The following is a 20,486-nucleotide window of genomic DNA, read 5'->3' as shown; positions in this document are numbered from 1 at the left end:
GGTCAATACTCACTTCGAACCCACAAAAAGTAAAGGAGATTTGATTATGAGTATTATCCGCCGTTTACAAGCCACCATAACAGCCGGCTTAGACAATGCCGTCTCACAAGTGGAAAACCATGATGCGGTTGTAGAAGCTGCACTTAAGGATGCAAGGACTGCTGCAGCTAGAGCACGCGTTCGATTGGCGCGTGTACAGAAAGAAGAAGCCAACATGCGAACCAAGCATGGTGAGTTACAAACTATGCATCAAAAATGGACTGATCGAGCGATCCGTGCAGCAGAGCAAGATGAAACTCAAGCATTGGAATGTGTCAAGCGAAGGAACGCATGTGAGCAGCAAATTACACAAACACAAGAGGCCATCACACGGCATAAAGAGCTAGAAAGAAATGTTGGTACTAGTGTGGATCGTATTGAATCTCGAATCACCGATTTGACTCAACAAAGAAACTTAATGCGATCTAGGCATTCTGCAGCGGATGCACTTAGGGTTATCAATAAAATTGAAGGAGATTGTGCTGACGGAATTGATGACACATTTGAGCGTTGGGAAATGTTGGTAACGGAAACAGAGTATATGGCAGGTAATACTGCACATATCGATACATTAAATGATTCTTATAACGAAGCAGAAGATGCTGAATGTCTTAAAGCTGATCTTGCAGATATATTGAGTAAGGAAAAATCAGACAAGGAGGTCGACAATGAGTAATACAAAAAGGATTACGAGTCCGTTTCATCGCTGGAATAATAGTTTCGACGATAATCAAAATGACAAAGAGCTAAATAAAACTTTAAGAAAGCGAGCGAAACATATCGATGAAAGTGAAAGTGAAATTGAGGAGGAGGATAATAAAAATGTATTTGAATCCTTGAAGAACTTTGTAAATATTTCTAAGTTGCTACGTTTCTCAGGTGCGATGGCAGTTATTGCGTCTATGTCTGCATTCCTAATGCAAGACTGGTCAGTAGGTAGTGATGTAAACCGATTCTATTTGATGTTGATGCAAACATTACTGTTAGCAGCAGGTGGTTTCGGGTTAAGTTTCTTAATGAAAGAAAATAAAGGAGGTAGAGTATTTTTTGGTTTAAGCTTAATTTCCATTACGGCTAACTTTGCTATTCTGGGCGCACTTGTTTTCTCACAAGTGCAATGGTTTGGGTCGATAAATGAATATCCAGACTTTCTAACTTGGACCACCTCTAGCTTAGCTTCGGTTGGTGTGGCAGGGGTAAGCGCACTAATTGTAATGGTGCCTATTGCCTGGTTTAGCTATATGGTTTTTTCCAGAAATTTTGCAAAACACTTATTAGTGCTATTTGTGATAAGTAATTTATTATTACTAATACCTGTACGAACATCATTAATGGTGGGATTAATTGTATTAGCGGCGGTGATGGTGCCTCTTTGGATTTTGCGAAAAAGATTGTTTAGTGAAACTTCACTGAAGACGCCAGAAGGAATGTTTGCTGTAGCAACAGTATTTATTCCAGCGTTGATAATGTTAGTTAGAAGTTTTTGGTTATATCAAGTAGACGAGATATTGCTTGTAATGCTAGGCGCAATTGTATTTCTGATGATGAGGATATTCTCTACACCGTTAGATGAGAGTTCGATATTAAAACAAATATTAAATTGGGCTTCGATCGCTACTGCTGGATTTGTGGCATTTAATGCTGGAATTTCTTCCTTAGCAATCATTCCCATTAATTATGAATTTTCAGTTATGGGTGTGGTATTCGCATTACTTGCATTAGATGTAGCTAAAAGAGCAGGTTCTTTGCATTCATTGTTTTCTGCGTTTGCAGTATTCGCTTTATTGATGACTAACTTCCTAGTGCTTCTTATAAATGGAGGTGCTGCGGCTGCAGTGCTGTTATTAGTAGCAGGAATAGCGGTAGTAGTCATTGGTCAGGCTGAGAGATCTAGATTAACTTTAATTTCTGGCTTGGTAGCTACCTTTATTGCATTTGCTCACCAAATGTATAACACGTTAATCCATATTGATTTCACTAACTGGGCGACGTTAGCTGTAATAGGAGTGTCAGCAATCATTTTCGCTTCATTGTTAGAGCGACATGGAGTTGTTCTAAAACACAAGTGGGAAAGATGGTCGCAATTTAAAACTACTAAGGAGGTGTAAGTGATCATTTTATAGAGCATGTTGTCATTCGGTGTGGCAACATGCTTGTTTTTTTCTACACGACTATTTCAATAATTCTGCGGCCACTTCTTCTCTGAATCTGAAGCTTACTTGTTGATTGATCATGATTGCGAAAGGAGTCCAATAATCATTTCGATGTATATAACCTGCATAGGTGCTAACATTATTTAGTGTGCCTGATTTTGCAAAAATATCATCTGTTTGTGAAGGCATTAAGTGTCGATAGGGTTTGAACTTATTGAGTACATCAATCAGCTGCTGAGCGCTCAATCTATTTTGTCTGGATAACCCAGCGCCTTCAATAATTATGTGGTCAGACCAATTAAAATTATTGTTTATATATTCACTTACTACGACTTGTGATTTAGTGGTGTTCGCAGGTGCATCATAAATATCAGCACCTAGCGTTAAAAATAATTGATTGGCTATAAAATTATTAGAAAACTCCAACATAGAAAGAATGATTTGCTCAAGTGTATTGCTGTTTTGATGGGTGAAGAGTAATACTGCTTTATCAGGAATATTTCCACTTTGAAAAAGTGCGTCGGTTGGTATTTCCGATAAATTTAATTTAGCTTTTAGTAATTCTGCGAAATACCTAGACCCATATTCTGCATTGCCTAAATTTATCCGGTGAGTGCCAATATCTAATCCTTTTGCTAGCTTATTGGCTAGTGGTGTCAAAGGTGTTTGCGTTTCACTGCTGCTGACTGCATCATAATAAACACGAACATTAATGGTATTAAAATTAGCTGCGGTTGCTCCAAGTGAAGCATCATAGGGGTTTAATGAGCTACCCTGGCCGTCAATATTGATCGATTTACTAAAGTAACTATTATCAACACTAATTCCATCCAACTCGCTTATGCCTTCTTGCTTGATTTTGTTGACGATAATATCTATTTCTTCGGAAACTAAATAAGGGTCACCATAACCTTTTACCCATAAACTGTTTGCTACGGGGTCATAATAGAAATCCGTCTTAAATCGATAATCACTTCCCCAGTGCTCAAGGGCAATTAAGGAGGTTAGTACCTTTATAGTGGAAGCAGGTATATATGGGAGCGCTGCATTTTTTGCATGCAGTACTTGCTTATTTTCATCGACCAGCAATAGTGATGAAGACGATAGTTTTTTAAGTGCGTCTAAAGGACTAGCCGCAAGACCAGGGCTTGTGAAAAAGTAGAGCGTTAAACTAAATAATATTGCACGTAATAGCATCGTTTAATCAAATAGCCACTTGAAATCCTTCAAATTCAGGCTTACCAAGATAGACAGGTTTTACGTCACCTACGTTGGCATGAGCTTTACGAAAAGCTTCGGACTTAGTCCAATTTTCAAAAGCTTGTTTAGAGTCCCAAATAGAATGTGAAGCATATAAGCTATATTCTTCTGTTTTAGGGCCTTCCAATAAATGAAATTCTTTAAAGCCTGGAACTTCATCTAAAAAAGTTTCGCGGTTTCGCCAAATGTCTAAAAAATCTTCTTCATTTCCTGGAATTATTTTGAATCGATTCATGGCAATAAACATTTAATTCTCCGATTGATCATTTGTTATAGGTGTTGCATGTAATTAGATAGATTGCATCGAGAATAGTTCAAGATGTGATAAGGACCTCGTTATCCCATGTAAAGCTATCGTCAGTGAACGCTTTAAAGCAATAAATGAATGTAGAGACCATTCCCCAAGCTAATCCAAGTACTACACCAAAATCGAGCAAGCCTTTCCAGGGTTGGGGGATAAGTCTAAAGGTAAAAATGAAAATAATAATCATCACGGTAAGTGCCCAGGTAGCAATTACGCGTCTCTTGGGTGCGTGAAAATACGCCATGCAGAAAAGTGGGGCGAGTAGTAATTGTAACGATGTAGTGCTATGCGATAAATATTTACAGCGTGCAGCAAAGCGTGGCGAAAATTTCTTTTGAAAACCTTTGTATCCTTCCCCATGAGCCATAAATATTGTCCAAGCTATAAACACGACCCAATGCATCCAGTTTAGAGGCATGGAGAATGATTCAATGGTGTAAGCAGATAAGCGCCAACAGGCAAAGCCTAGTAGCAAAAATAACCCTACAATAGCCCATGCAACTGCAAGGAGTCCTGTGATAGTGATACGTTTGTTATTCATATTTAAGTTTATTATCGCATATATATATCAACCTAATACTTTGATTTGATTGCTGGGCTATTTTTCATTACAAAGTGCTAGAAATTTTATTATTTTTCATTTAGTGCTTGCTAATTATACAAACTCGCTGGCAGCAGCGCCTGATGCCCAGGCCCATTGAAAATTAAATCCACCCAAGTGACCGGCCACATCGATTGCTTCTCCAATAAAATATAAATTATCTTTTTTATTGGCTTGCATGGTTTTAGAAGATAGCTCATTGCAGTTAATGCCACCTAATGTTACTTCTGCTGTTCGATAGCCCTCGGTGTTATTGGGTTTTAATTTCCAACTATGAAAATGGTCTGCTATTTCTTGTAATTGCTGGTTAGAAAATTGATTTATCTGTTTGTTGCTATATTCGTCATCTGAAAACCATAAATGAATTAGTGTTTGTGCAATATTCTTTGTCATAAGTTCGGATAGCAGTGTTTTCAATTCCACTTTGGGTCGTTGTGATTTCCTGTCTTTAAGATATTCATATAAATCAATTTTAGGTAGCAAGTTTATGGTGAGTTCATCGCCTTGGTTCCAATAGGACGAAATCTGTAGCATGGCCGGTCCACTCAGTCCTCGATGTGTGAATAGAAGATTCTCATGAAAGCTCATGGCATTGCAGGTAACGACCACTTCAATAGAACTACCACTCAGTTGAGATAAAATATTTAGAATAGGCTGGTTTAATGTAAAAGGAACAAGGCCAGCGCGTGTAGGAAGTACTTCTAAATCAAATTGTTTTGCAACTTGATATGCAAATCCTGTGGCGCCCATTTTTGGTATAGATAAGCCACCGGTTGCAATCACTAAAGATTCGCAAGTTGTAGTGCCTAAAGAAGTTTTAATTTCGTAACCACTCCCTAATGGATTGATCTGCTCAACAGAACAATGTGTGCGAACTTTAACACCAGCTTGGTTGCATTCATTTAAAAGCATCTCCAGAATATCTTTTGATTTGTTATCACAAAACAGTTGCCCCAATGTTTTTTCGTGGTAGGGGATATCGTGGCTACGTACTAATTCGATGAAGTCATAGGAGGTGTAACGCGAGAGCGCGGACTTGCAAAAATTTTTATTATTGGAAAGAAAATTGTCGGGTTCGCAGTATAAATTTGTGAAGTTACAACGGCCGCCACCTGACATAAGTATTTTTTTTCCTACTTTATTAGCATGATCTAATACCAAAACGCTTCTTCCCCGTTGCCCAGCACGAAAAGCACACATCAATCCAGCTGCCCCAGCACCAATAATGAGTACGTCAGAGTTCTTTGGTATTGGGGTGAATGATAAGTCAGACATCAGTTAGAAAAAATTGAATACGCTATCTATCTATTAGATAAAGCGAGCCACGTTGTAGTAATTTCAATAATAAATTTAGATTTTCATCAGTCTGAATTATGTCTTGCTTGTTAAATTTAATATTAGCGCAGAGTGTTTCTATTAATGGGTTCAAGCTTGTAGTGTTTTCAAAACTTTCTCCATCGACATATAAAATAAGATTATTATCTTTCGCTTCGAAGGCGAATCGAGAGATTTCATTTCTGAAAATGAAATTTCCTGAATCTAGATATATTTTTAAATCATCTGATGTGTATATTTTTTCTGATTCTTGAGAATACTTCGGGGTAGTAATGTAATGCCCAAACCAATTGCTAATCACTTCTTTATTTCCAGTATATTTTTGAAGGATGTGTTGTATTTTTTCTATTGTTTGTGCACTAATCTCACCTGTGTTGTTTTGCATGAGTAGATCAGGGTCTTCATAGCGTATTGATTCGCTAAGCTGTTCTCCAATAAAGTCTGTGTATTCGCGTAAAATTTCACTATGTGAGGGAGCGCGAAAACCAACGGAGCAAGTAATGCAGTCATTCCCTTCAGCAATACCATTGTGTGCAAAGCCGGGTGGTACATATAGAATATCGCCGGGCTCCAGTACCCAGGATTCAGTCGCACTAAAGTCACTTAAAATAGAAACGGGCAGGTTTTTAAGTAACGGAGCATCTTCATTATAGATGCCACCAATTTCCCATTTTCGTTTACCACTCGTCTGCACCAGGAATACATCGTAGTTATCGTAATGTGGGCCTACACCACCGCCATCACAAGCATAGCTGATCATTAGATCATCGATTCGCCAACGTGGGATAAAGGTAAATAGCTCCAAAAATTTAGCCGCTTCAGGATTCCAATGGTCAACGGCTTGTACCAATAAGGTCCAATGTGAAATTGGCAGGGTTGAAAAATCACTTTCTTTGAATGGACCGTGTTTAAGTTCCCAGCCTTTTTCAGATTGATGTTGAATAACGATGCGTGATTCAATTTCATCTTCGCAGGCTAATCCCGCAAGAATCTCTGCGCTGACAGGGGAGCTTACATTAGGCAGTGCATTACGAATTAATAATGGTTTTTTCTGCCAATACTCTGCTAGAAATTGTTCGCATGGGATTTCACCTAAAGGCATTAAATTCATCGTTTAGCTCAATTACTAATTTTGTTTTTATCTTTTAGCATTTCGATATGTGGAATATAATCTTCAAGATAGGAGCTTGATACTTTTATGAAACCAAATTTCTCATAAAATTCTTGCAAATATTCTTGCGCACTTATTTTGATATTGTGTTTAGGCCAAGCTTTATTGGTTTCATCAAGACATTTTTTTATAAGTAATGAACCAATGCCTTGCTGGCGCGAAGATGACTCAACCGCGAACCTTCCAATGCTTGTTTCTGCGTAGCTTAACCCTGGTGGTAGCAGTCGCGCATAAGCAATCAATTTTTCATTGTCATGTGCACTAAGGTGTAGCGTTCCATCGTGTCGATCTTTTTCATCCAGTTCAGGGTAGGGGCATTTTTGCTCTACAACAAAAATATCTATTCTAAGTTTAATAATTTCATATAGGGTATTTTTATCAAGTTGCTGAAAAACATTACATCGCCATTGAAGATCTTTCATCAGGTTAAGTTTAATTGTTTTATGTTAGCTATGAATCTAAATTAAAGTATAAACATAAAAAAACCCGCTTAGGCATATGCTCTAAGCGGGTTTGGTATGCAAAAGATGTTAATTACTTATTTTTGGCTGCAGCACGCTCTTTAGCTTGCTTAATGACCACTTCTGCAACGTTCTTAGGGCATGGCATGTAGTTAGAGAACTCCATTGAGAACTGTCCACGTCCTGATGTCATGGTGCGTAAGTCACCAATATAACCAAACATTTCAGATAATGGTACGTCTGCTTTTACGCGTGTACCTGTAACGCCAGCGTCTTGAGATCTGATCATTCCGCGGCGTCTGTTTAAATCACCAATTACATCACCTACGTGATCTTCTGGTGTGAAAACATCAACCTTCATAACTGGCTCTAGTAGTTGTGGGCCTGCTTTAGGAATTGATTGTCTATAACCTGATTTAGCCGCAAGCTCAAATGCAATGGCTGATGAATCCACTGCGTGGAAAGCACCATCCACTAAAGTAACTTTTACATCAAGACACGGGTAACCCGCTAAGACACCGGTGTCCATCATCATTTGAAAGCCTTTTTGAACAGCAGGCCAGAATTCGCGCGGGACATTACCACCTGTTACTTTAGATTCAAATTCGTAACCTGTGCCAGCTTCTGCAGGCTCAATAATGTAATCGATTTTACCAAATTGACCTGAACCACCAGATTGTTTCTTGTGTGTATAACTATCTTCAATTCTTTGGGTAATTGTTTCGCGATAAGCTACTTGTGGCGCACCGGCTACTACTTCAACACCATGCGTGCGTTTAAGGATATCAATCTTAATGTCCAAATGGAGTTCGCCCATTCCTTTAAGAATAGTTTCGCCACTGTCTTCATCGGTAGCCACGTGGAACGAAGGATCTTCTGCAATCATTTTACCTAAAGCGACACCCATTTTTTCAGACGCAGCTTTATCTTTAGGAGAGATTGCCATTGAAATAACGGGGTCAGGGAAAACCATTGGTTCTAAGGTCGCAGGATGATTTGGGTCACATAATGTGTGTCCAGTTTGCACATTCTTCATACCTAGCACAGCAACAATGTCGCCAGCTTGTGCAGATTCTAGTTCTTCACGTGAATCGGCATGCATTTCAACTATTCGTCCGATGCGTTCGGTTTTACCAGTAAAGCTATTCATTACTGTCATGCCTTTATTTAACTTGCCAGAATAAATTCGAATAAAGGTTAGGGCGCCATAACGGTCATCCATTATCTTGAATGCTAATGCGCGTAGTGGTTTATCAATATCAACTTCTGCAAACTCACCGGTTTCATTACCTTCTAAATCTACTTCTGGTTGCGGTGGCACTTCCGTAGGGCTGGGTAGATAATCAACCACTGCATCTAATACTAATTGAACACCTTTGTTCTTAAATGCGGAGCCGCAGTATGTAGGGAAGAAATCAAGTGCGATAGTACCTTTGCGTATGCATGCTTTAAGTATTTCATTACTTGGCTCTTCACCGTCCAAATATTTTTCCATCGCTTCGTCATCTTGTTCAAGCGCGATTTCAACCATCTCTTCACGAAACTGTTCTACTTTGTCGACCATGTCAGCAGGCACATCTTCTTCTTTATAATTCATTGGGTCATCAGAGCCGTCCCAAATCCATGCTTTGCGGGTTAATAAATCAACCACGCCCACAAAGTCGTCTTCGGTGCCAATAGGTAAGGTCATTACCAATGGGTTTGCACCTAATACTTTTTTGATCTGATCCACAACGCTATAAAAATCAGCGCCTAGACGATCCAGTTTATTAACAAAAATGATACGCGCTACAGCCGATTCGTTTGCATAACGCCAGTTGGTTTCTGATTGAGGCTCAACACCGCCTGATCCGCAGAATACGCCAATGCCGCCATCTAGAACTTTAAGTGAGCGGTAAACTTCAATGGTGAAATCTACGTGCCCTGGAGTGTCGATAATATTTAAGCGATGGTCTTTCCAGAAAGTGCTGGTGGCAGCAGATTGAATGGTAATACCGCGCTCACGTTCTTGGTCCATGAAGTCCGTGGTAGCCTCACCATCATGTACTTCGCCAATTTTATGAATTTTTCCGGTAAGGCTGAGGATGCGTTCTGATGTTGTGGTTTTGCCTGCATCCACGTGTGCAAAGATGCCAATGTTTCTGTAGTTAGATAGATCGCTCATTACCTTTACCTTTATGTAATATATTCAATAAGTTCTGGATATTAATTGAAGTGCTAAATAGGGCCGCAAGTCTACTTGATTGTATGAATCAAGACAGCTTAATTAGCTCCCATTTATCAATAAAATGCTTCGAATACCCGGAAAGCGCCGGATTCTGGCCTATATAAGAGATTGCTTCAATAGTGCCTAGGGGGTAAGTCGATCAAGGCATTATTGAAGCTAATGTGTGATGGGTTTTACCTGTAGGGCGCAGAACTTAAATTCAGGGATTTTACCAAATGGGTCTAGCGCTTCATTGGTGAGCAAGTTCGCTGCCGCTTCTCGATAGCAGAATGGCATAAAGACTTGTCCTGGGCTAATGCCATTATCGATTCTAGCGAAACATTCAATTTCCCCACGTCGTGAAGCAAGTTTGATTTTGTCGCCACCCTTAGCACCCATCTTGTCTAAATCCGATGCATTGATGCTTGCTACGGGTACTGGTTCAATGGCATCTAGCATGCTTGCACGTCTGGTCATCGCTCCGGTGTGCCAATGTTCTAATTGACGACCCGTTACGAGAACAAATGGATATTCTTCGTCGGGTAATTCATCCGCATTTGTAAATTCAGCAGCAACAAATTTACCTCTACCATTTTCAGTAGGGAAGTCGTCAGTGAAAATTACACTTTGACCTGGATCATTTTCTTCCTCGCATGGATAAGTAATGGAATGTTGTTCTTCCAAACGGTCCCATGTCATACCTTTAATGCTATCCATACCTTGTCGCATTTCATCAAACACATCGGAAGGGTAATGATATTTCCAATCGGTGAGCCCCATCCGTGTGGCAATTTCTTGGATGATCCATAAATCTTGCTTCGCTTCACCAGGTGGCATGAGTGCCTGTCGGCCAAGTTGTACGCGTCGATCGGTATTGGTAAAGGTGCCAGTTTTTTCTGGGAATGCCGATGCGGGCAATATTACATCTGCAAACCAAGCGGTTTCTGTCATGAAAATCTCTTGCACCACACAATGCTTAAGTGATGCAAGTGCTTTGCGCGCATGATTTAAGTTCGGGTCCGACATGGCAGGGTTCTCACCCATCACGTACATACCATGGAGATTTCCATCCGAAATGGCATGCATAATTTCTACTACGGTTAAACCAGGGTTGTTGTCTAGTTCAGTATCCCAAAGTTTTTCGAAACGTGAGTGAGCCTCAGGATTATCAACACGTTGATAATCTGGGAATACCATTGGTATAAGTCCTACATCCGATGCACCTTGCACATTGTTTTGTCCACGTAGTGGATGTAAACCTGTACCAGGTTTACCAATTTGACCCGTCATCATAGAAAGGGCAATTAAACAACGCGCGTTATCCGTTCCATGTATGTGCTGAGACACACCCATGCCCCAGAAAATGATGGAAGCATTAGAGCTTGCATATACTTTGGCAACTTCATGAAGTGTTTCAGCCGGGATACCACAAATCTTTTCTACGCTCTCAGGAGTGTATTTGAGAATGTGTTTAGCAAAGTCTGCAAAATTTTCAGTGCGATCTTTAATGAAATCTTTATCAAGCAAGTTTTGTTTGATAATCGAATTCATGATGCCGTTTAACATGGCAACATCAGTATCAGGTTTAAACTGTAAGAAGTGGTCTGCATGGCGTGCTAAATCAGTACGCCTTGGATCCATTACAATTAATTTTGCACCATTGCGTTTAGCATTCTTAATAAAGGTAGCTGCAACGGGATGATTATCTGTTGCATTGGAACCAATAATTACAATTACATCGGCTTTAGCTACATCCTCTACTGGATTGGAAACGGCTCCAGATCCGATGCCTTCTAGCAAGGCAACAACAGATGATGCATGACACAAGCGTGTGCAGTGATCAACGTTATTGGTTTTAAATCCGGTGCGAACTAGTTTCTGGAATAAATAGGCTTCTTCGTTAGAGCCTTTTGCTGAACCAAAGCCTGCTAAAGCGTTAGGTCCATGTTCATCTCGAATATCAACTAAACCTTTAGCAGCAAAGTCTAAGGCTTCTTCCCAACTAGCTTTGCGATAATATTTATCGATGTCTTTGAATGATAACTTTTCGACATCAGTAATTTTCTCCATGCCAGGTTTGCGAATTAATGGAGTGGTAAGTCGACCATCATGGTGTACATAATCAAATCCATAACGACCTTTTACGCACAAGCGACTTTTGTTAGCGGGTCCGTCTCGTCCTTCTACATAAATAATTTTTTCATCTTTAATATTGTAAGTAAGCAAACAACCGACACCACAATATGGACAAGTTGATTCAACTTTGCGGTCAGGCTTTTGTAAGCCAAGTTGATTGGAAGGCATAAGTGCGCCAGTGGGGCAGGCTTGAACACATTCGCCACACGCTACACAGGTGCTATCACCCATAGGGTCTTGGATATCAAATACAATTTCAGAATGAGAACCGCGGTTAGCATAACCAATTACATCATTGTTTTGTTCTTCTCGGCATGCGCGTACACAACGTGTACATTGAATACATGCATCTAGATTTACTGCGATAGCGGGATGGGATAAATCTTGTTCCGGATTATGTCGCGATTCAAAACGTGGTAATCCAACTTCTAGTTTCTGTGACCATTGATCAAGTTCGCTGTTCAGAGTGTATTGGCTTTCGGCCATATCAGACTGCAATAACTCCAGCACCATTTTTTGCGAATGTGTAGAGCGATCATTGTCTGTATGCACTACCATGCCTTCAGTAGGTGTGCGTACACAAGAAGGTTGTAATACGCGTTCACCTTCAATTTCAACTACACATGCACGACAGTTTCCATCAGCACGCATGCCTGGTGTGTAACATAAATGAGGAATGTCTACACCATGACGACGAGCAGCTTCTAGGATAGATTCATCTTCATAGGCTTTTATAGTTTCACCGTTAAGTGAAAAAGCTATAGTTTTGAAATCCTGTAAATGTTCTGGATTAGCGGCCATTAAGTTGCTCCAACTTTCCTTTGCCTAGTTTATTCATTTTGGTCTAGTCTAATTCTTTAGGGAAATAATTTATTACTGATGTCATTGGGTTTGACGCAGCTTGTCCTAAACCACAAATCGATGCGTCATTCATGGTTTGTGAAAGTTCATGCATTAATGGTTGATCCCATTTTGGCTTATCCATTAACATCACCGCTTTTGATGTGCCTACACGACATGGTGTGCACTTTCCGCAAGACTCATGCGCAAAAAAGCTCATCGCATTGCGTGCAAGTTCACGAGCTTTGTCTTTGTTTGAAAAAATAATAATCGCAGCTGAACCGATGAAGCAACCGTGTTCATTTAAGGTGTCGAAATCTAATGGGATGTCGCCCATTGAGGCAGGCAATATTCCGCCTGAAGCGCCGCCGGGGAAATACCCATAAAACTCATGGCCGTCTAACATGCCGCCGCAATGTTCTTCAATTAATTCATTTATCGTGATGCCGGCATCTGTTATATGAACGCCAGGTTTTTTAACTCGACCACTTACAGAAAATGAGCGCATTCCACTTCTACCATTACGGCCTTGTTCTGAAAACCAAGACGCACCTTTTTCAAGGATGTCGCGCACCCAAAATAGGGTTTCTAGATTATGTTCTAAAGTAGGGCGCCCAAACACACCAACTTGAGCAACAAAAGGAGGGCGTAAACGTGGCATACCACGTTTACCTTCAATCGATTCAATCATGGCTGATTCTTCACCACATATATATGCACCTGCACCACGGCGTAATTCAATGTGTGGGAGTTGGCATGGTGGATCTTTTTTAAGCTCATCCAGCTCATGTAATAACATCGTGTAACAGTTTGCGTATTCGTCACGCAAATAAATATAGATGCTATCAATGTCTACCACTTGTGAAGCAATTAAGGCGCCTTCAATAAATCGATGTGGATCTTTTTCTAGGAAATAACGATCTTTAAACGTTCCAGGTTCACCTTCATCGATGTTAACCGCTAGTATACGAGGACCATCTTGTTTGCTAACAATTTCCCATTTTTGTCCTGCAGGAAATCCCGCGCCACCCAGGCCACGTAAGCCAGAGTCCTTCATTATGTCTATAATTTTTTCAGGACCATTAGTGGTATCAAACATACGTTTAACTAATTGATAACCACCGCTATTTATATAACGGTTATAGGTAATGTAATCCGTAGTAGGTGAATCTATATCATTCACTTCAACAGCTTGGTTCACCGTTTCTAATGTTGCGTGATCGATGGGCTTTTGGCCTACAACCGCGATAGGTGCAGTATCACATCGGCCTACGCAAGGAACGCGTTGAATGCGAACGTTGTTGCCATGGTATTTTTTGAGTTCGCTGACTAATGTTTCAGCATTATTCATTTCACAACTGATGGAATCACAAACACGTACGGTTAACGCAGGTGGGGCTTGTTCACCTTCTTTAACTACATCAAAGTGATGATAGAAGGTAGCTACTTCATATACTTCAGTAGTGGATAAGCGCATTGTGCTAGCAAGTGCTGTTATATGCGCTGCAGATATGTGGCCAAATTCATCTTGAATTAAGTGCAGGTATTCAATCAATAGATCGCGTCTGACTGGAAGAGAGGAGATTAGATCTTGAACTTGTTGTAACGCATCGGCATCCACGCGTCGTCCGCGTTTTTCGCCCTTCATTTTATTGCGTTTGCGTGAAACAGCTTTATCCATTGGCTTCAAAAATTCCCTAATAATCGAATGTGTACAGCTAAATATAGACTATGGTTAGCGCATAAAATAGCGCATATACCAAATGTTAATCAAATACTTATAGTTTTTATCCAATCCAAATTAACATTTCGCCTTGTCCACCAACAGTGGTATCTCCAATATAGCGTTGTACACGGCGGCGCATGGGGTGGAGTGACTGGAAAGTACTTTTATACTGCCTTAATTCATGCAGTAATAAGGTTAAGTAACCTAAATTATGGCGCCCACAGTCATGAAAACCTGTGAGTACATCTTTTGGCTTATGGGGCAATAGAATAGTGCCTCTTCTCATACCAACGCCTACTTGTTTACCTATGGTACCAAGGTTGGTGATGGTGCCAGCAATCATCCTGCTGGCGCAGTAATCACCTATATTGCCAACTACCATAATGGTGCCGCGTCGTAATAGATCGCCGGTAAAATTACCACTATTTCCATGTACTAGAATAGTGCCGCCAGACATGCCTTTTTTGTCGCCAGCAAATGCGCCACCTAAATAATCATTTGCGTTGCCTGTTATTTCAATTTGGCCTTTAGACATTCCGCAACCAGCATAATTTTGTGCATTGCCTTTCACGACTAACTTACCACCTGCTAATTTAGCACCGGCAAAATGACCCGCATCACCGTTAACAGTGAGTTCAGTTTTCTTTTTAAGCGCATGACCAAGATAATCCATGCTTTGATTTGAATTTTCTAATGTTATAGGTTGGTTTGAAAAATTCCCTGTGATATCAAAAAATTCACCAACGTTTGATTCTTCGTTGCCTATTTGCAGTGGTTGGTTTTTGACAGCATCACAATTTATTGACTCATTAATGGCTTGACTCAACCAGCGCATATCCAGGCGCTGTTTAGTACTACTTTTATATGTAACGGTTGTAAGACTCATTCATAATCTCTCTTAAATGAAAATGATGCGGGCCTAAGTTGCCGCCATAATTACCACCGGTTATTTTTTCTATACCTTGTGACTTTCCTAAATCGCAAATTGCTTCAATGCCTCGATACATTGCTAACGTTACATCTTCTTTGGTAAGCCCATCGATAACAATTTCCATTGCCGCTTCAATATTTTTCCCCAACACATTATCTGGTCGTCCCTTTAATGTTGGGCAGAATGGGTGGTTAGTAGATGCGTTAAGAAATTTATATTTTGAACCGACTTTTGACCCTGAACGAACACCACCGCCGGGGAATGGCATTATGATATTGGGTAACATGCCAATTGCATCGATAGCAGCTTCACATGCTAGTAACGCATGTGAAATGCCTCGTGCAAACACTAAAATATTTCCACCACCAATAGCTTTTTGATATCCCGTGCTTTCAGCACATAAAAATTCTCCGTCCATAACAGGGATGCGCCAAAATCTCTTGTCACCAATTTTTTTAGAAGTTTGAAAGCCGTCGCCAAAGTAGCGAATATTTTTACCAAGTGCGATTTGATCTTCACCGTCCATGCCAGAGAATACAGCAGTAGTGGGGCAGGTTAGTACGCATTGACCAATGCGGGTTTGCAGCTGTTTTTCTAATGTTTTCTTGTCGGTGGAAAATAACAACACCGAAATGCCTGGGCGGCCATCGGGCGTTTCATGATTGCCAATAACTTTCTCTATTCCAGCTTCAACTCCGCAGCCAATTACAGAAGTTGCAAATCCGGTCATAGTTTCAGCTGCGTGGCGTGCCCATTTGTAGTTAATAGCGGTAATTATGACGCGCGTTGCACGCATAGAGAATGCTTCTGCAAAAGTGTCCTCAATTTCTACGCCATTAATAATCATGCTAAACGATTGCTTCTAATTGTATCCAGCTAGTTATTGCCACTTGGATGAATTTCTATTTGATTGCCAATGCATTCTACCATTTCATCATTTGAAATCTTGAAGTTATTAAGTGAAATGGTCTGATAATCATCAAAGTATTTTTTCAGTGGCTTCTCGATAGCCTGGTCATACTCAGGCTTAACTACATGGGTTACACCCTGTACGGTTTCAATAATCTTGCCATCCTTTACAATCAGTTTTCCATCTTTGAAGACATAGGCAGGTATGGCAAACATCTGTTCAATATCGTCTTGTTTACGGTAAACCGTAACGTTACCACTAGCACCTTCACCTAGATGTCCGTGGGTGTTTAATCCTAAAATCTTTGCAGGAGCTGCACGTGTCATGATGGCGATTTCGTATAAAGAATACTCGCGATCCATTGAGGCAAGATTAGATGCTTTTTGTGCATCTACATTATGAATTTTAAACACATCTTTTCTGAACGAACGATCCATCAGCAATTTAATTAAATGCGGATAGCTTGTAAAAGGTGCGCCATTTGGATGGTCTGTGGTTAGGAAAATACGCCACGGGTCATTTACTTGTAAAAATATTTCTAAACCAATAGCCCATTGCAAAGAATTCACAAAACTTTTATCACGATATTTAAAAGGAATTACGCCGCAACCTGCTTCGCATTCAATGTCCATCACTGTCCATTTTTTTGGCGACGCATGATCGTGACCAAAATATTGCATCATGGTGTCGCCAGAAGTGGTTATGGTTTGGCCAAACATTATTTGGCCAACGTCTGCGCTTACATTTTTGTTTCTGTTTATTGCTTCTGCAATTTCACATGCAGCAGAAGAAAATTTATAATCACCCTCGGTGCCATAACTATGAAATTGAATATGGGTTAAATGAATAGGTAAGCCATCAGCAGCAGCCATAGTGGCTAATGTTGAAGAAAAGTTACCTGGTACTCCTAGATTACTTGCGTGCACATGCAATGGGAAAGCAATGCCAAGTTCGTGTACCGCTTTGCTTAAGGTTGCAATAATTTCTCTTGGATTGCTGCCAGCTGGTCCGGTTTCATCAATATCAAGCCGACGTTGATTGTATTTAAATGCATGAATACCTCCTGCATTGACCACTTTAATACCAATGCACTGAGTAGCATTTAATAGCCATGCAACATAATCATTGACCGCATTTTGCGTGGCGCCTTCGCGGATCATGTTTAATAAAAAATCATCGTTACCAAGTAATGCGTAACCACCTTTGTCTACCATAGGTGTATCTGCCAGCTCCATGTGCGCTTGGCGAGCATTAACCGGTAGTACAGCAGGCTCAAAACATGCGGTATATCCCATTTCCGCGTAACGATACCCTGCGCTGAAAGTTGAAGGGACTGCACGTCCATTTCCAGAACGTAGAATGTCAGTGCCTGGATGAGGGTGAGAGTGTGCATCTTCTAACATCATGGTGCGTGCAATGTTTACCTTGCCGCCACCAATATGGGTATGTAAATCAATTGCACCTGCCATAACAATGCAATTACTTAGGTCATACGTTTGATCTAACTTATCATTATCCGTTAAATTCTTTTTTAATTTTCCATCTACTATATAAAGATCTTTATTCTCGCCATCTATTTGATGTGCCGGGTCGTAAATTTCGCCGCCTGATAGTTTGATTGCCATATTAAAGTAGCTCGATGAGTTTGTTTAATAGATCGCTTGCAGCGGGAAGTTTGCTATCACGAATTTTATGTAGCGGTAGTGTTGCAACATTATCTGTTCGACATGCAAGACCTCGATGATCAATTCCTGGTACACCGACTGGCAAGTAAACTTCGGCGGAATTACATTTCATATTGGGGTGGCCGAGCACAATGGTAGGAATGTCATGCTCTGGTGGAACGTCGTCCGAGTTATAGGTAGCAATCCACAGTAAGCAATCGGCTTCTTGGTTTTCTAATACGGACGTGCCATCGTAAAGTACTGGATTGTGTATGGGTGATTCCTGAGTGAAGGATACAGGTAGTGGCACGCCTGTTTGCCAGGTTGCAACTTGACTTGCTGTGATTTCACCTTTTGAACCACCTAAAGGCAATCCCACACAACGAACATCTTTCATTAAAGTTTTAATGGATTCAGTAAGTGCTTGCACAGTATGTTCAGCTGATTCTTGATTGAAATCTCCAACACTCCATATAAGAGTGGTGTACTGACTTTTTGAAATAGTGTCGAGAATACTAAATAGGTGTTTAGTATCCTTATCATGTTCAGGATCAGATTCTGAGTTGTGTTCTAAAAAATATTCCTTAGGCCTAGTAACTACTTCTTGGAACCGGTACACAAGTGATTCAAGTAACGGGTAATTTAAGTAGATGTGCGAAACATTATTCTCAGTCTTGCATCGTGTTGTGTTGTCGCTGGACACATCAAGAATGAATATTTTTTTCTGATTAGTGTTTTCAGTGCCAAGTGTTTTTTCTGGAGTTAAAATTCGATCCATTAAACGTGGAAATCTTGTAGAAACACCTGAACCAAATATCACAACACAATCAGCACGATTGCGAACTTCAGCCAAAGTAGTTCTAACTTCGCCAATACGTTGCATTACAGCGGTGCCTTTTCGAATTGAGCGTCCATTGGCATGATCAATTACACCACTCAACTTTTCAGTTAGTGCAACAGCTTCCCGACAAGATTGCACGTCAGCAATCAACCCGCTTACCAATGGCAGCTTTGCTGCGTGTAATAATTCTGCGGCTTTTTTTAGTGCTTGTGCTTCAGAAGCAGGTTTGCCAGAAATTAACGGTGTTGGCAGAGAATTGGTTTGTATTGACGCGTCATCAAAAGCTTTGCAGCAGGGATGCGCAGAATCAGTAAGCTTCACAATTAAATCGGTCACATCTACTGACAGATCATCACAGAGTAATCCGCAATGCGGACAAGTAACATTTTCAAATTGCATGACTAGTTATATTGGGCGAGCCTAACGGAGGAACAGTGTGATCGGGTACGGCACTAAACAGATAGTGAAGTGCTAGGTGTGACTGTTCGCATTTACTTCATAAATCCACTATTAAAATGTACCGTATAGAGCATAAATTGTCTGTATCTCAAATTCGACAGATTTGTTGAAAATGCTACTGTATATCAGTCAATTTTATCCACACTTTATACATATAAACAATCAGTATAGGAGTCAAATCAATGTCTAAATGGCGTGAAATTAAACCCGAACAAACGTATACAGAAGATCAAATTAATCAGCGATTAGCAGAAGACTTGCCAGAGTGGGTCTACGAAAACGGCTGGATTCGTCGCAAGTATAAAACTCACAGTTGGAAAGGGACATTGATGGTTGTGAATACGATTGGTCATTTGGCTGAAGTAGCCTGGCATCATCCTGACTTAACCGTTTCCTACGCCTTTGTTATCTGTAAATTGATGAATCATGCTGCTAAGGGAGTGACGAACAAAGATTTTGAATTGGCGAAGAAAATAGAAGAAGTGGTGTTATGGCAGCCAAGTCAGGAAGAGAATGATCTTGAAGGCACGCCAAAAGATCAGCGGTTTGCGTATCTACAGTACTAATAGATGAAATAGGAACAGATTTGTTCTGAGGCTCTTAATATTTTACTTTAAGTAATAATATTAACTATCTATACCATCAAGTAGTTTTTCTATTGAATTGGTAATGGCTTGAGGTGGTAAGCCATAGGGAATGATATTGGTAACCTCACCGGCTGTATTAATAATATAGAGGTTGGAGGTGTGATCGACTGTATATTGACTACTTGCTAAATCGCCATCATAAGAATAGAAGCCTTGAAACTGATTTACTACTTTATCTATCTCTTCAGGTGTTCCTGTTAAACCAATGAAATCATTATTAAAATATTGTAAATATTTATGTAAAATTTCAGGTTTGTCACGTTCAGGGTCAACTGTAACAAAGATTGGTTGCACATGTTTTGCGCGTTCGCCGAGTTGCCCTAGAACGGTTTGTATCGTTCCCAGTGTATTGGGGCATACATCTGGGCAATGTGTAAAGCCGAAAAACAATATCACAACCTTGCCGTGTGCATCGGTAGATGTAAAAGGCTGATTTAGTTGCGAAGTTAACTCAAAATTACCGCCAATGCGGCTCTCATCGCTAAAAACAAAAGCAGGTAATAAGCATATGAATAAAACAGTTATTCGTAGGAGTGAGAAATTAAACATATTGAGTAATAGTTGTAATACGTAGCAAAAAGCGTCGTAATCGTTACGGATATAGAGTTAGAGAACGTGGCATCCTAGCAGTTCCCTAATTTATGTATTAAAAAGCATAAATTCAATAATAATTACAATAACTTATCTCTTGCCAGCGAATATTATTAATATGCATATTAAAATGATCGATTTTGTCTAGTTTATGTCTAATAAAGTTGAGTAGCACATTAATTTTCAGTGACTAGGAAGAGGAATGATATAT

General features: G+C 40.1%; 17 protein-coding genes. 3 read left to right on the top strand and 14 right to left on the bottom strand.

Annotation, left to right across the window (positions count from 1 at the left end):
* Positions 1-46 precede the first annotated feature (46 nt).
* Complete coding sequence (locus GKR92_05010; GenBank protein QMU61094.1) at positions 47-715, top strand: hypothetical protein; 669 nt, start codon at positions 47-49, stop codon at positions 713-715.
* On the top strand, positions 708-2,147 hold the full coding sequence (locus GKR92_05005) for a hypothetical protein (GenBank protein QMU61093.1): 1,440 nt from the start codon (positions 708-710) through the stop codon (positions 2,145-2,147). The genes GKR92_05010 and GKR92_05005 overlap by 8 nt, the downstream gene beginning before the upstream one ends.
* Before the next feature lie 63 nt (positions 2,148-2,210).
* On the opposite strand, the gene GKR92_05000 is transcribed toward GKR92_05005, so the two are convergent.
* From GKR92_05000 to GKR92_04940, 13 genes are all read right to left on the bottom strand, one after another.
* Positions 2,211-3,389 (bottom strand): peptidase S13, encoded by a 1,179-nt coding sequence (locus GKR92_05000; protein QMU61092.1) that lies wholly within the window; start codon positions 3,387-3,389, stop codon positions 2,211-2,213.
* Between the two features lie 7 nt (positions 3,390-3,396).
* Complete coding sequence (locus GKR92_04995; protein ID QMU61091.1) at positions 3,397-3,699, bottom strand: antibiotic biosynthesis monooxygenase; 303 nt, start codon at positions 3,697-3,699, stop codon at positions 3,397-3,399.
* A 67-nt stretch (positions 3,700-3,766) separates the two neighbouring features.
* Entirely contained in the window at positions 3,767-4,174 is a 408-nt protein-coding gene (locus GKR92_04990) for a hypothetical protein (GenBank protein QMU62713.1), read from the bottom strand.
* A gap of 237 nt (positions 4,175-4,411) precedes the next feature.
* Positions 4,412-5,632, bottom strand: coding sequence for an aminoacetone oxidase family FAD-binding enzyme (locus GKR92_04985; protein QMU61090.1), 1,221 nt, complete (start codon positions 5,630-5,632; stop codon positions 4,412-4,414).
* 22 nt (positions 5,633-5,654) lie between these two features.
* On the bottom strand, positions 5,655-6,803 hold the full coding sequence (locus GKR92_04980) for a cupin domain-containing protein (protein QMU61089.1): 1,149 nt from the start codon (positions 6,801-6,803) through the stop codon (positions 5,655-5,657).
* 8 nt (positions 6,804-6,811) lie between these two features.
* The gene (locus GKR92_04975; protein QMU61088.1) at positions 6,812-7,285 is read right to left on the bottom strand and encodes a GNAT family N-acetyltransferase; all 474 of its coding nucleotides are present in this window, start codon (positions 7,283-7,285) and stop codon (positions 6,812-6,814) included.
* Positions 7,286-7,397: 112 nt separating this feature from the next.
* Positions 7,398-9,488 carry an elongation factor G gene (locus tag GKR92_04970; protein QMU61087.1) on the bottom strand — a complete coding sequence of 697 codons (2,091 nt, stop codon included), beginning with the start codon at positions 9,486-9,488 and terminating at the stop codon, positions 7,398-7,400.
* A gap of 219 nt (positions 9,489-9,707) precedes the next feature.
* The gene (locus GKR92_04965; protein QMU61086.1) at positions 9,708-12,467 is read right to left on the bottom strand and encodes a formate dehydrogenase subunit alpha; all 2,760 of its coding nucleotides are present in this window, start codon (positions 12,465-12,467) and stop codon (positions 9,708-9,710) included.
* Positions 12,468-12,510: 43 nt separating this feature from the next.
* A complete protein-coding gene (locus GKR92_04960) occupies positions 12,511-14,187 on the bottom strand; it encodes an NADH-quinone oxidoreductase subunit F (GenBank protein QMU61085.1) in 1,677 nt (558 codons plus the stop codon).
* Between the two features lie 106 nt (positions 14,188-14,293).
* Positions 14,294-15,118: a formylmethanofuran dehydrogenase subunit C gene (locus GKR92_04955; GenBank protein ID QMU61084.1), complete on the bottom strand. Its 825-nt coding sequence runs from the start codon at positions 15,116-15,118 to the stop codon at positions 14,294-14,296.
* The gene (gene fhcD / locus GKR92_04950) at positions 15,093-16,010 is read right to left on the bottom strand and encodes a formylmethanofuran--tetrahydromethanopterin N-formyltransferase (GenBank protein ID QMU61083.1); all 918 of its coding nucleotides are present in this window, start codon (positions 16,008-16,010) and stop codon (positions 15,093-15,095) included. The genes GKR92_04955 and fhcD overlap by 26 nt, the downstream gene beginning before the upstream one ends.
* Positions 16,011-16,039: 29 nt before the next feature.
* A complete protein-coding gene (locus tag GKR92_04945) occupies positions 16,040-17,698 on the bottom strand; it encodes a formylmethanofuran dehydrogenase subunit A (protein ID QMU61082.1) in 1,659 nt (552 codons plus the stop codon).
* 1 nt (position 17,699) lies between these two features.
* Positions 17,700-18,977 carry a hypothetical protein gene (locus tag GKR92_04940; GenBank protein ID QMU61081.1) on the bottom strand — a complete coding sequence of 426 codons (1,278 nt, stop codon included), beginning with the start codon at positions 18,975-18,977 and terminating at the stop codon, positions 17,700-17,702.
* Positions 18,978-19,219: 242 nt separating this feature from the next.
* Here GKR92_04940 and GKR92_04935 point away from each other — a divergent pair, with 242 nt between their 5' ends.
* Positions 19,220-19,603 (top strand): 4a-hydroxytetrahydrobiopterin dehydratase, encoded by a 384-nt coding sequence (locus GKR92_04935; protein QMU61080.1) that lies wholly within the window; start codon positions 19,220-19,222, stop codon positions 19,601-19,603.
* A 60-nt stretch (positions 19,604-19,663) separates the two neighbouring features.
* On the opposite strand, the gene GKR92_04930 is transcribed toward GKR92_04935, so the two are convergent.
* Complete coding sequence (locus GKR92_04930; protein ID QMU61079.1) at positions 19,664-20,233, bottom strand: redoxin domain-containing protein; 570 nt, start codon at positions 20,231-20,233, stop codon at positions 19,664-19,666.
* Between the last annotated feature and the right edge of the window lie 253 nt (positions 20,234-20,486).

This window comes from Gammaproteobacteria bacterium (genome assembly GCA_014075255.1).
Lineage (GTDB): Bacteria > Pseudomonadota > Gammaproteobacteria > UBA4575 > UBA4575 > JABDMD01.
This window is presented reverse-complemented; position numbering and strand designations above follow the sequence as displayed.